The 12,958-nt window shown below is 56.3% G+C and carries 13 protein-coding genes and 1 pseudogene; 10 read left to right on the top strand and 4 right to left on the bottom strand.

Translation table 11 applies throughout. The features are described from left to right. Nucleotides 1-86: 86 nt before the first annotated feature. From BLIJ_RS07670 to BLIJ_RS14785, 6 genes are all read left to right on the top strand, one after another. The gene (locus BLIJ_RS07670; protein WP_012577799.1) at nt 87-1,982 is read left to right on the top strand and encodes a DUF5696 domain-containing protein; all 1,896 of its coding nucleotides are present in this window, start codon (nt 87-89) and stop codon (nt 1,980-1,982) included. Between the two features lie 107 nt (nt 1,983-2,089). Next, nucleotides 2,090-2,554 (top strand): membrane protein, encoded by a 465-nt coding sequence (locus tag BLIJ_RS07665; RefSeq protein WP_012577798.1) that lies wholly within the window; start codon nt 2,090-2,092, stop codon nt 2,552-2,554. A 128-nt stretch (nt 2,555-2,682) separates the two neighbouring features. Beyond that, the gene (glgA, locus tag BLIJ_RS07660) at nt 2,683-3,933 is read left to right on the top strand and encodes a glycogen synthase (protein WP_012577797.1); all 1,251 of its coding nucleotides are present in this window, start codon (nt 2,683-2,685) and stop codon (nt 3,931-3,933) included. Nucleotides 3,934-4,084: 151 nt separating this feature from the next. Then, nucleotides 4,085-4,933: an ABC transporter ATP-binding protein gene (locus BLIJ_RS07655; RefSeq protein WP_012577796.1), complete on the top strand. Its 849-nt coding sequence runs from the start codon at nt 4,085-4,087 to the stop codon at nt 4,931-4,933. A 98-nt stretch (nt 4,934-5,031) separates the two neighbouring features. Then, a complete protein-coding gene (locus BLIJ_RS07650; protein WP_012577795.1) occupies nt 5,032-5,877 on the top strand; it encodes a Cof-type HAD-IIB family hydrolase in 846 nt (281 codons plus the stop codon). 97 nt (nt 5,878-5,974) lie between these two features. After that, nucleotides 5,975-6,142, top strand: a complete 168-nt coding sequence (locus tag BLIJ_RS14785; RefSeq protein WP_012471888.1) for a hypothetical protein — start codon at nt 5,975-5,977, stop codon at nt 6,140-6,142. Between the two features lie 187 nt (nt 6,143-6,329). On the opposite strand, the pseudogene BLIJ_RS13690 reads toward BLIJ_RS14785, so the two are convergent. Next, a pseudogene (locus BLIJ_RS13690) lies at nt 6,330-7,275 on the bottom strand (IS256 family transposase); the annotation flags it as partial. 28 nt (nt 7,276-7,303) lie between these two features. On the opposite strand from BLIJ_RS13690, the gene BLIJ_RS15190 reads away from it, so the two are divergent. Then, a complete protein-coding gene (locus BLIJ_RS15190) occupies nt 7,304-7,642 on the top strand; it encodes a hypothetical protein (RefSeq protein WP_232048295.1) in 339 nt (112 codons plus the stop codon). A 39-nt stretch (nt 7,643-7,681) separates the two neighbouring features. Continuing rightward, a complete protein-coding gene (locus BLIJ_RS07635; protein ID WP_014484938.1) occupies nt 7,682-8,230 on the top strand; it encodes a peroxiredoxin in 549 nt (182 codons plus the stop codon). 102 nt (nt 8,231-8,332) lie between these two features. On the opposite strand, the gene BLIJ_RS07630 is transcribed toward BLIJ_RS07635, so the two are convergent. Further along, nucleotides 8,333-9,157: a hypothetical protein gene (locus BLIJ_RS07630; protein ID WP_012577792.1), complete on the bottom strand. Its 825-nt coding sequence runs from the start codon at nt 9,155-9,157 to the stop codon at nt 8,333-8,335. Between the two features lie 198 nt (nt 9,158-9,355). Between BLIJ_RS07630 and BLIJ_RS07625 the strand changes: the two genes are divergently transcribed. Next, nucleotides 9,356-9,844: an SWIM zinc finger family protein gene (locus tag BLIJ_RS07625; protein ID WP_012577791.1), complete on the top strand. Its 489-nt coding sequence runs from the start codon at nt 9,356-9,358 to the stop codon at nt 9,842-9,844. Here BLIJ_RS07625 and BLIJ_RS13685 read toward each other — a convergent pair. Next, nucleotides 9,807-10,007: an SDR family NAD(P)-dependent oxidoreductase gene (locus BLIJ_RS13685; RefSeq protein ID WP_226746477.1), complete on the bottom strand. Its 201-nt coding sequence runs from the start codon at nt 10,005-10,007 to the stop codon at nt 9,807-9,809. The two genes, BLIJ_RS07625 and BLIJ_RS13685, sit on opposite strands and share 38 nt — an antisense overlap. Before the next feature lie 94 nt (nt 10,008-10,101). Continuing rightward, entirely contained in the window at nt 10,102-10,482 is a 381-nt protein-coding gene (locus BLIJ_RS07620; RefSeq protein WP_014484937.1) for a nucleotide pyrophosphohydrolase, read from the bottom strand. A gap of 62 nt (nt 10,483-10,544) precedes the next feature. Between BLIJ_RS07620 and BLIJ_RS07615 the strand changes: the two genes are divergently transcribed. Continuing rightward, nucleotides 10,545-12,704 (top strand): DUF2075 domain-containing protein, encoded by a 2,160-nt coding sequence (locus tag BLIJ_RS07615; RefSeq protein WP_014484936.1) that lies wholly within the window; start codon nt 10,545-10,547, stop codon nt 12,702-12,704. The last annotated feature ends 254 nt before the right edge of the window (nt 12,705-12,958 follow it).

Raw genomic sequence — 12,958 nt, 5'->3', positions numbered from 1 at the left:
TCAAACAGCAGACCACCCCTAATCTTGTTATATGAGCGAGCTCCCGTAAGCGGGAGCAATCGAGAACATACAGGAGCACATTAACTATGGAATTCACCGTATCCGGCACTACCGTGCGATTCGATGAACGAACAATGCAGTTCGCTTTTACGCGCGACGGTGCCGAATGGAATACCTGCGCTGATTTCAAGCCGACCCTGCAATGCGCGCAAGGCACCTTCGCGTTCGCGGATGCCACTTCCATCACCCATGAGCAGCGTGAAACCGGCACGGGAACCGGCATTCGCAGCATCTTCACCGGCTTTGGGCACAGCGCATACTCCTTTGAAACCTATGTATGGGTGGAGCGTGCCTCAGGCGATGTGCTCTTCGAATGGATTCCGCTCAATGAGCAAGGCCTGAACATCACCAATGTGACGTGGCCCGCAGCCATGGACTTCGATTGCGCCGACGACCATGACACGACGCTCATCACCCATGAGCAAGGTGTGATGATCCCCAACACATGGCCTACCGCCGTGAGCACCAAAGACATCGCCTTCGACGGTCGCTTCGAAACGGCTGGCGGTTACATGCCGTGGTTCGCGCAGCTCCGCGCAGACGGACACGGGTATATCGCCATCTGCGAAACTCCATGGAATGCCGGTTACGGCATCGACCATCCCAGCGATGGCCCGTACACCCATATCAATACTTGGTTTGAGCCAAGCCTCGGCACAATGAATTATCGCCGCGTGGTACGCTACCAGTTCCTCGACCACGCCGATCACACGGCGGTGTGCAAGGCCTATCGTTCGTACGTCAATGAACGAGGTCGCTTGCGTACGCTCGCCGAAAAGGCGGCGCGCAATCCCTCCGTGCGTGACCTGATTGGTCGTTCATGGGTGCACATCGGCATCAAAACCAAAGTACAGCCCGACTCGTACTACTACGATAAGGATCACCCCGAGAAAAACGATTCATTGGTCACCTTTGCGCAGCGCGAAAAGCAAATGCGAACATTGCACAGCATGGGTGCAGGCCGACTGTACATGCACTTGGATGGTTGGGCACAGCCCGGATACGACAACGCACACCCTGACTATCTGCCGGCTTGTCAGGAGGCAGGCGGCTGGGAAGGCATGAAGTCGCTGGTCGACGCCTGCCATGAGCAAGGCGATATTTTCGGCACGCATGACCAGTACCGCGATTACTACTTCACCGCGCAAACCTTTGATGCCAACAATGCGATTCGGCTGGCAGACGGTACGATGCCCGAACACGCACGCTGGGCGGGCGGCCACCAGACCTACCTGTGCGCCGAGCTCGCACCGGACTACGTGCGCCGCAATTTCGCCGAAATCGCCGCACACGGCATCAAGCTCGACTGTGCATACTTGGATGTTTTCACCTGCAACGAAGGCGACGAATGCTCGAACCCCGAACACCGCATGACCCGCCGCGAATGCTTTGACCGCCGCGCCGAATGCTTCGAATATCTGCTCTCGCACGGCATCCTCTCCTCGTCCGAAGAGGTATCGGACTGGGCAGTGCCAAGCCTGATATTCTGCCATTACGCGCCATACGACTTCCAGATGCGCTCACCCAACGAGCCGCGCCAAGGTGTGCCGGTGCCGCTGTATAACCTCGTCTACCATGATTGCATTATCGAACCATGGATGATGGAGCGTGTGGCGAACGGCGACGATTACATGCTGTACGCCCTGCTCAACGGCGGAGCTCCATACCTGATTCGCGATGCCGCATACATCGGCGTTGACGGCGACATGGACGACGAACAGCGCGCTCGCACGGAAAACGACATCGAACGCTGCCATACGGTCGCTGCATTCCATGAGCGGGTCGGCATGCAGGAACTGGTTCGTCACGAGTTCGTGGATGATGATCCGCTGGTGCAGCGTTCGGTATTCGCGGACGGCACTGCGGTCACTTGCGACTTCCATACGCAAACTTATCGCATCACCGACTGCCCGCATCACTGACTGAAAATACAATGACACACAGTGGGTTCCGATGGACTGGTGGCAAATTGCCGCCGATAAGCGAGTAATATAGCCAACAGTGTCACCGTCGAAACAGGAGTAGTGGAATGCCGAATCGTGCAGAACGCCGTGCCCAAGCCAAAGCAGGCCGCAGGGGAGTGCCGTCGCAGTACGACCAGACCCAAGGCCGCGGTCGCTCGGGAATGATTGACGAATACCAGCTGCAGCAGAAGTCCCAGCGTCTGCAGGACGGCACCGACGACACCGAGTGGAAGCCCAGCGGCGGTACGATTGCGGACACCGAAACCCTGCTGACCACTAACCCGAACTACACGAATCCGAAGATGTTCAAGGCACCGCATTCGCTGCGTCAGTGGTTCCGTGTGGGTAGCTGGACGCTGATCGCCATCGCGATTATCGCGTTCTTCGTGGTTATGTGGCTGCCAAGCCATCCGATGTGGCTGATCATCACCGTTTCCGCGGTGTTCATTGTGGGTGTGCTGAGCCTGTTCTTTACGGCTGGCGATTCCAAGCACAATCCGAATTTGGATCAGAACGGCACGGCAGTCTGATCTTTTGCCCGGTAAATCCGGCTTGAAAAGCAAAACGCACGACGGAAGTTGTGCGTTTTCTTGTATGCGGTGCCCTAAAGTAAGAAGTGCTTGAGTTTCTTTCTGACGCACGAAGGAGAGGCAGTCCGATGAAAGTTGATATTCTAACCCGCGAATACCCGCCGCACGTGTATGGTGGTGCCGGCGTACACGCCGAGGAGCTGTCCAAGGTTTTGGCCGAGCGCGTTGATGTGACCGTGCGTGCGTTTGACGGCAAGCGCACCGAGACGGACATTCCTGCTATCCCGAATGCTGCCGATGCTAAGGGCAGCTTGAAGGTCGTCGGCTATGACACGCCTTCTGAGCTGGCTGACGCCAACCCCGCATTGAAGACTTTCGGCGTGGATCTGCAGATTGCCAACGACGTTGACGCCGATATCATCCACGCACACACATGGTACGCCTGCCTGGCCGGCTACCTGGCCAAGATGCTGCACGGTACGCCGCTGGTCATCACCGCCCACTCCCTGGAACCGTTCCGCCCATGGAAGCGCGAACAGCTCGGCGGCGGCTACAACCTGAGCTCCTGGGGCGAAAAGGAAGCCTACGAGCACGCCGACCGTGTGATCGCCGTGTCCGGCGGTATGCGCAAGGACATTCTGACCGCCTACCCGAACCTCGACCCGGACAAGGTCATCGTGGTGTACAACGGCATCACCATGGCCGACTTCGCCACCCCTGCCCCTGACGACCCGGGCTGGAAGGTGTTCGATCGTTACAACATCGACCGTTCGAAGCCCACCCTGCTGTTCGTGGGCCGCATCACCCGTCAGAAGGGTTTGCCGTACCTGCTCAAGGCCCTGCACCTGATTTCCAAGGACATCCAGGTGGTGCTGTGCGCCGGTGCGCCCGACACCCCGGAAATCGCCGAGGAAGTCAAGAACGCGTTCGCCAAGCTGGACGAAGAGCGCGGCAACATCGTGTGGATCGAAGAAATGCTCCCGAAGCCCGAGCTCAACGCGCTGGAGCACGGCTGCGACGCCTTCATCTGCCCGAGCATCTACGAGCCGCTGGGCATCGTGAACCTTGAGGCCATGGCCTGTGGTCTGCCGGTCGTCGCATCCGCCACTGGCGGCATTCCGGAAGTCGTGGTCGACGGCGAAACCGGCTATCTGGTCCCGATCGATCAGCTGCACGACGGTACCGGCACCCCCACCGATCCGGACAAGTTTGTGCACGACATGGCTGCCGCCATCGACAGGATCATGGCTGACCCCGAACTCGCCAAGAAGATGGGCCAGGCCGGCTACGAACGCGCCCGCGACGTGTTCAGCTGGGAGACCATCGCCGACAAGACCGTGGAAGTCTACCAGTCCGTGCTCGACGAGCAGAAGAAGTAAGTAGCGCTGCAACGAGTGCCCCCCTCAGTCCGGCTGCGCCGGCCAGCTCCCCTCAGGTACCGGTTTCTTGGCTCCCCTCTTTAAGGGGAGTCGTCCGCGAAGCGTACTGAGGGGAGTCGTCAGACCGCGAATCATAGGTAGTATTTCACTCATGACAAACACCGTCCTCCAACTCGACAACGTCGAATTCCGGCGCAACCGTCGCGTCATCATCACCGACGTGAACCTCACCATCAACGCGGGGGAGCGTTGGGTGCTGTTCGGTCCGAACGGCATCGGCAAATCCACCGCGGTCGACATGCTGGCCACCCGCACGTTCCCCTCGGAAGGCCGCGTATTCATCCTCGGCCATCAACTCGGCAAATACGACGTATTCAAACTGCGCACCCGCATCGGTCTCGCCTCGGCCGACCTGGGCCGGCAGTTCCCCGAGTTCGAGGACCCGCTGGACGCCGTGGTCACCGGCCTGTCCGCCGTGACCGGGCGCTGGCGCGACACCTACACGCAAGAGGAATACGCCCGCGCCCGCCAGCTGCTGCGCGATTTTCGCGTCTCCTATCTGGAAGGCAAGGAGATGTGGCGACTGTCCGAAGGCGAACGCACCCGCGTATTGATCGCCCGTGCGCTGATGGGAGATCCCGAGCTGCTCATCATGGATGAGCCGACCACCGGCCTCGACTTGGGTGGTCGTGAGCAGGTGATGCGCACGCTGAGCCGAATCGGCGAGGAAAGCTCCGAGCGTGCCGTGGTGCTGGTCACCCATCGACTGGAGGAGATTCCGGCTGGTTTCGACCACATCGCTATCATGGGACGAAAGCCGATTCCTGCTGAGGACGCCACCGAAGCGGGCGTGGATTCAATGGGTAATCCCGGTGCTGGCACCATCGTCTACACCGGTTCGTTGGAGAATGGCCTGACCGACGAACGCTTGTCGGAATTGTTCGGTATGCCCATCGAAGTCCAGCACACCCACGGCCGCTGGGCCGCCTACGCCGTGTGATGCTTGTAGGTTTTTAGGCGGGATTTTCTTCGCCCCCCTCTGGAGGAGCTGTCAGCGTAAGCTGACTGGGGGAGGTCCAACCAGTTACGAAGGCAACCATGACAACCAATAGCAAACTCGTATTCATCGATATCGACGGCACCCTAGCCGACGAAAACCACGTCGTACCCGAATCTGCCAAAATCGCTTGCAAACAAGCCCAGGCCAACGGCCACAAGCTCTTCATCTGTACCGGTCGCTCCATGCCAAAAATCGAACGCAGCATTCTGGATCTTGGATTCGACGGTGTAGTTTCCGTAGCCGGCGCGCAGGCGAATATTGGCGATAAGCTGCTGTTCCAGCACCTCATATCGCCCGAGGCAATTGATGCGGCGATGGCGTATTTCGCCGAGCATCATATCGAAAGCTACCAATGGCAGGGTGCGGACGGCATGTACATTTCCGAAGGTTATCGCCGCCATCTGGAGTCCAAGGGCAAGACGTGGAATCGTGGTGAGTTTGCGCGGTTCTGGCATCTGCTGGACGAGGTCGAGGTTCCGGCCGGCTCCACGTTGGGACATACGATTCATGTGAGCAAGGGGTCATACTTCACCTCGCCGAATCCTGACGTGACTTTCGAGGAGACTCAACGTGATTTGAGCCCATGGTTTGAGCTCGTGCACGGCTCATACGACAAGATCTCGCCGAATAACGGCGAACTGCTCATCAACGGCATCGACAAAGGTACCGCTGTGCGCGACGTGGCTTCTTTGCTGGGCTATGCCATTGCCGACACCATCACCATCGGCGACTCCGACAACGACACCGCCATGCTCAAAGCCGCCGGCACATCCGTAGCCATGGGCAACGCCATTCATGGCATCCAAGCCTTCTGCGACTTCACCACCACCGACATTCACGAGGACGGCCTGGCCAACGCCTTCAAAACGTTGGGACTGGTGTGAGGCTATGTCGTTTGCTCTCAGACGGAGGATCCTTCCGTGCTGTAGTAGTGAGAAATAAGTTGAATATATACTGAACGGGGAAGGAGGGAACGATCTTATGCCGACGATAATGAAAGAACAGATGGAAGCCAGCATTCGTGTCACTCCTCAGCAGGCTTTTGATTTCATCAAGCAGCAGGTAGACACCAATGAAGGCTTTGATGAGGATACTCGACCAGTGCGGGTGCATGATTCAGCTTATTTGAAGCAACTTCTGGAGAGCTGATGAGCTCCGCCGTATGTGTCATTTTCGATTGCAATATTTATATCGATGTGGCAGAACGTATGCTGCGCCGAGCATAGAGAATTGTGAATTCAAAATGGTTTGTTCATCATGCGAAAATAGTGGTCATCTGTCGGTAGTGTCCGCTTTTTTGCGCAGATTGGTTGTTGGCCAGCTGTTGGCGTGACTTTCATGCCGCTGCGCCTGGGTTGTCATCGAGCCGGGACATGTCCATGTATCGCCGGTCCGACCACGAGCGTGAGGTGACGTAGCGGATTCCGGCGCATACGAGCATGAGCGCGCTGTCGGAGCCGGGGAAGCCGCCCACGACCCGGGTGCGCCGGCGGATCTCCCTGTTCAATCGCCCGATCATGTCGTCCGTGCGCGGCTTGATCCCATGGTTCGCGGGGAACCCCGGCAGGAGGCAGGCGGCGGTCTCGCCGACGCCCCCGCGCAGGCGGTTCGCGGCCGCCTTGAGCTTGCGTTCCTCCGTTTCGCCCGCGACCGTCCCCGCCTTGGCCATGGCGGATTCGCGGTTTTCCTGCGCGAAGACGGCCTTCAGGGCGGCGGACGCCCATTCCCTGTGACCGGGCGGCGTCTTGGAGGGCACGTCGCGCATGAAACGCACCATGCGCCGCTGGCATCTTGCGTTCGGCGGCATCGAGTTGACCGTGGAGACGAGTCCGGCGCACCGGTCGCCGACCACCGGTCCGACGCCCCCCCAACCCGCGTTCGATCACGCTTCGGAAGAACCGCTCCCGGCCGGCCGCGTCCTCGCGCATGCCCTCGTCGACCGCGATGGCCTCGCGCCGGCCCTCCGTGCCGACGCCGATGGCGACGAGGACGCCCGCGTTCTCCACGCGCCCGCCCCGGGACCGCTTGTGCCGCACGCCGTCCACGAACACGTACGGGCACTCGGATTCCAACGGGCGTTTCCGCCACTCGTCGATCCCCTTGTGGATCTTCTTGAGTCTGTCGCTCAATGTCCGGGATGGCATCCGCTCGCCCCACAGCAGCCGGCCGGTGTCGTCCACCCCGCGTGTGCCCACGCCCGCGAGGCACATCTCCATCAGCGCCTCCTCGACGCCGGATTCGCGCCTCCGGCAGCGCTCGATCACCGTCGACCCGAACAGGGCGTCGTCGAACCGTATGATCTTATCGGACATGGCTTCCGGCCTTCTTTCCAATCGCGGTTTTCATGTGCAAGCGACTGAAAATCGCACCAAAGCCGGGCCATGTCCTTTTCATCGGAACCCACAACCGAATCTGCGCAAGAAAACGGGCGTTATCCATCTGTCCGTCGCGGTTGCGCAATTTACGGTGGCGGAGGAACCGGAACGGAATCTGGAGATCATCGACGGATTCGCGCGTGATGCGGCGGCGGGCGATAGGGAAGCCGATCTCATTACTGCTGAGCTGAGTCGTGAGTGTCTTGATTCCGCGCGTCGAACATTGCCGGTGTTGCAGAATCGCCGTTTTGCCGATCCGCAGTTGTGTGACTGACCTCTGAATAACTTTACTAGCGCTGTTGATAAGGGTTCTATGATGGGAATCATGACCACTACTGTTGATAGCTCTGATTCAATGCCGGAACGTCTGCAAGAGGGGAGCGTGGCGCCCGATTTCACTCTGCCGGCGGTTATACCTGGGTTTACAGAGAGCGGATCAATCAACCTGTCTGACGTGCTTGATGCCGGCCGCAGGGTTGTACTGTACTTCTACCCGGCCGCGATGACGCCCGGATGCACCACCGAGGCCTGCGATTTCCGCGACAATCTCGCCCGATTGGCGTCGAAGAATGTCACAGTGCTCGGTGTCTCCAAGGATTCACTTGACAAGCTGCGCAAGTTTGCACAGCGTGATCATCTCACGTTCCCGCTGCTGTCTGATCCCGACCTGACCGTGCACAAGCTGTACGGCGCATACGGCGAAAAGAAGCTCTACGGCAAGGTGCACGTAGGCGTGATCCGCTCGACGCTCGTCATCAATCCCGATGGCTCCGTGGCGATTGCGCGCTACAACGTGCGTGCCAAAGGACATGTCGATTCGCTGTTAAAGGCACTGGAAAAGTTGGAGAAGCTGGAGAAGTAGCGCGTTCTCGTTGCTCGGACACAGTGGTTCGTGCATAGCAGTTCCGTGCGGTATGTGCCGCATGAACCACTGCCGTATGAACCACCGGTTGACTTCTCGGACTCACCGGCAAATAGTGAGACCGTGGGCGCGCAGTACGTCTATGGCTGGCATGTAATCGAGCGATGTTGCGGTGGGATTGAGCATCAGTTCGCGGATGGCGGCGGATGCTGAGGACTTGCTCGTCTTCGAGGATTCTGCGGCCGGGAAGAGAGCGTCGGCGATTAGGGAGATGATACGGGAACGTGCATCGCCGGCATTGGCATTGTTGCTGCTGCTGCCGGCGTCGGTAGTGGCGGAGTTGCCAATAGTAGCGGAGCTGTTTTGTAGAGTCGTATCCAACGCTGTGACAAGCGGCTCCAGGTTGTTCTTTGTCGCCTCGGCAATGTCATCGAGCTGATCGAATAAGGCGAACAGCCATGCACGACTTCGCTCCTCATCGTTGCCGGTCGCAAGCCTTTCATTGGTGACGCGCACGAGTTCGTCAATCGGTACTGCTGGCGTCTTTGCCGGATCGCGATGCTCACGGTTGTCTTCGATATCGCCCATAAGATGCTGGATTTCGCACTCGTCCTGCAATACGGTGGTCTCGGCAAATGCGGTGGCGATGGCGTCCGCATCGATGAACTTGCCACCTTCGGACTGGAAGCGCACGCGCTTGGGCTCACTGTAATAATGCGACATGCCGAATGTGATGTACTGAGGCATCTCATCCTGCAATTGCTTGACCGCTTCGGCCACCTTGCGCATATCTGCCAGATGTTGGTGCAGCACGATGAAAGCGAGCACTGCTTTGGTGTCGGTAAGAGTGAGCGGCTGACCGATGCTGGCTCCATGATGGTGCTCATGATGCGCAAACATGTTCTTCAGCGAATCAAACAATCCCATAATGTCCTCCTTCGGACTGGGGCACAGTAGCTTCATATCTGTCGCTTACTGTAGTCCCGAATATGAGGGAATGGTCCATGGAACGCCGAAAGCGAATATTGGTTCCGGGCGATGCTCGCAGCAATTGAAAATATCGCATGACATGACAAAAAGCGGGCGACAAGCGTTATCCTGAAATACATAGGGCAAGGAGGCCGTATGACAGCAGAAGTGGATGACGGTTTCTTTCAATTGTTTGAACGCAGGATTTTTGTGCGTGGAGAAGCTTATTACGATGCCGGCAAGGTTGATCCGCCGGTCATGATTGCTGAGAATCTTTGGCATACCGTGGTTCGCGGGAATGACGACTATCAAGTGGACATTCGTTTGCGCCATGGCAAAGTGATTTCTGCCGCCTGCACATGCCAATATTCCCAACGTGCAACGTACTGCAAGCATGTGGCTGCGGTGCTTATCTTCATGCGTGAGAGCCGACGTCGGGAATTAGATGAATCGCAAGACCAAGTTTCAGAGTTTCCTCATGAAGCATTGAATTGTGTGAGATGGTATACGATGCATGAATTCCCGAAATATCGCGGATTGACAGAGGGAGATTGGCATGCTGTCAAGCGAATATTTGAGGTGTTGTACTGTATCCCCGACCTTGATATTACATATACACATGAGGTAATGGATACCGTTTGGTGACATCCATCTCGTAGGTAAACAGTTCGCTGTGGCCAAGACGCTGAGTCTCAGGGATATTCTCGTCCGCACCGAGTCCCACTGCAATCACACGCCAACCCCGCACAGCGAGCATCCGCGCAGTCGCCTTGCCGATGCCGCTCGTGCCGCCGGTGACCAATGCCACCGGCCATCCGTCATCCTTGATTGGTTCCGTGTGTACCATTATCGAGTGGTGGTGTCGGAATCACGGCATGGTGATAGCAGCCGCATGGAACAAGCTACTTGCTAGGCGAAGATTGAGCATCGTCATCCGTCTTACGAGCATTCAGATGCCGGTGCTCGTATTCCTCGAAGTCATCACGGACGGCTTCCGCGGGATACTTGCTCTTGGTCTTTGCGAGCTTGCCCATGACGATGTCATCCATATCCACACCAAGCGCATCGGCCATCATGATGCAATACGTAAGCACATCCGCTAGTTCTTCTCTGACATGTCCCTCATCCATGGATGGCGACTGCGGCGTCCACTGGTAGCATTCCAGCAATTCCGACGCCTCGATGCTGATGGACTTCGCCAGGTTCTCAGGAGTGTGGTATTGGCCCCAGCCACGCTCCGACACAAAATCACGAATCGATTGAATGGTACTGTCACTGATCATGACTGACATTATAGGACTTGCTGAATGTTGGTCATGTACCAGAGCTCATGATGGACCATAATATGATTATGAACAGTGAGAGCTTGGCGCCGTTTGTCATCAACCTGCCATATGGTCAATACAGTAGGGAAGCTTTTGAAAAGGCTTTTGACGAATCCCTCGAGAAGCAGATGGGGCGCAGTGTTAATGATTCCGATCTGGAACATTTCATGCTGCGATATGTGTTGGCATATCCAACGGTTTATGTCGTGTATTCAGGAAAGACCAATCGCTATTCGATGAAGAACGAATATACGGTGTACGTCGGTGAGACCAACGATATACGGCATCGTACATTCCAGCATCTTGAAAGAGATGCTAAAGAACGCGAGGACTGGAAAGCTGTAGCTGATGCTGTCTCGCGGAATGATGATGCATATCGGCAATATGTTATTTCACATCCCAAATTCAATAAGTCGTTAACCCTGGATGTCGAAAACCGTCTTATGCACTATATGTCCAGTACCGATTCGGTGAAAAGGCTCAACAATCGACGGACCAATGCGCAAGGCGATTATTACACCGCAGACCAGTTTGATCGGATTTTCTCGCAAATCTGGTTGAGATTACACAAGGAAGATTCTGACCTGTTCCCGGCGGAGGAGATCATCCGAGATTCCGCGTTGTTCAAGGCATCGCCTTTTCATAAACTCAGCGATAGCCAGCTCGAAGCCGAAGAATCTATTTTGGTGCAACTTGCCGCCTTGGTTGCCGATAGCCGGCAACAGAAGAAAGCCGATGAGCAATCTTCAGACCGCCATCCGAAATTAATCTTTGTTCAAGGTGCTGCAGGGACAGGCAAAACGGTCCTGTTAAGCCACCTGTTCTACAGAATCGCGGCTGAAATCGGCATCCAAGGCGACACCTATTCCGAAGACGAAGATTATCCTGAGCTGTCACAAACGGCGAACGGCCGGCTTTCCTCATACATTCTTGTCAATCATAAGGAACAGGTGCACGTATATAATCAGATTGCCACGAAACTGGGTTTGCAGAAGAAATCTGATGAAGTGGTCATGCTGCCCAGTCAGTTCATCAATCGATTCAGCTTACGCAATGAGCATGGTCGAGGCATTCCAGACCAACCGCAAGGCCTGGCGGACATCGTGCTCATCGACGAGGCCCATTTGTTGATGACGCAAGGAAATCAGGGATATTCCGGGAAGAACCAGCTGTATGACATTCTGCGCAGAGCCCGGGTGGTGATTGCGGTCTTTGATCACAATCAGATTATGCAGTCCAGCCAGCAGTGGGACCCAGCGATGCTGGAAAAACTTCAGCTGGACTCTGATTCGACTCAGATCGCATGTGCGACCGGGAAAATCGGCGCATTCAAAGCGGTTGATTTGGGCGCCGAATATCATCTGCCGTCCATTTCCGTGGACATTGCGCATGTCCATTTGAAAAAGCAATTCCGTATTGCCGCGAGTAAGTCGATGATTCAGTGGATTGACCGATTCGCTTCGGGGAAAGGTATCGGCCCTTTGCCCGTTGATACGGGCGAGTATGCCGTAGATGGTGAAGTGATTCGAGAACCTTATGACGTTAAGGTGTTCGACTCGCCGGTTGATTTGTTTAATGCCATTCACGCGAAAGCCCAGCTGAAGCCCGATGGTTGGGATGGGGCTGGACTGTCCCGTTTGTTGGCCACCTATGACTGGAAGTATTCGGCGAAATCTGAGAATCAGAATGATCCGCATGGCTTTTGGAATGTGGAACTGCATCGCGATACTTCCGGCGTATGGCGTATGGGACTTGCGGATGACCATGGATTCGATCATTCCGCAATAAGTTCTGACCAATTCTGCAAGCCTTGGAACTATCAGCTCGAAGATTCCGCTCCGAAAAGCAGGAAAGGCATCGACAAAGAACTGTCTTGGGCGGAGAAGCCGTACACCATAGATGAGATTGGCTCCATCTTCACCATCCAAGGGTTTGATTTGAACTATGCCGGTGTGATCATTGGACCCTCGGTGACGTATCGTAACGGGGGAATCGTGTTCGATGCAAAGGCCAGCCAAAACTATCTGGCAACCAATAAGCGCAAAGATTTAGGAGATTTTGCCGAAGAAAATTTGAAGCATGAGTTGAATGTCCTGCTCAAGCGCGGCGTCCACGGTCTGTACCTTTTCGCGGTGGACGAAGGCCTGCAGCAGCGTTTGAAGGAGTGCTGCATCCATTAAGGTATGTGACGGATATTGTGCTGAAAATGCACGCGAAGCGCACGCAGATGATGTTGAATGCGCTGAAAATGCACTCAACATGCCGGGTGTCGTCGTCCGCTATGCCAAAGGCAAGGGATTCCTCATGGATGAGCATTTGGCCAAGGTCTGGGTTTGCAGCCAGCTGACCAATATCATCAGGAATCTCAGCGAAGAACAGGCTGGCATTTCTCTGCATAGTCAATGGATATGTGCCGAATGCCGTACCGCGTTGC

It is taken from the genome of Bifidobacterium longum subsp. infantis ATCC 15697 = JCM 1222 = DSM 20088, assembly GCF_000269965.1.
In the GTDB taxonomy this organism is placed as follows: Bacteria; Actinomycetota; Actinomycetes; order Actinomycetales; family Bifidobacteriaceae; genus Bifidobacterium; species Bifidobacterium infantis.
This window is presented reverse-complemented; position numbering and strand designations above follow the sequence as displayed.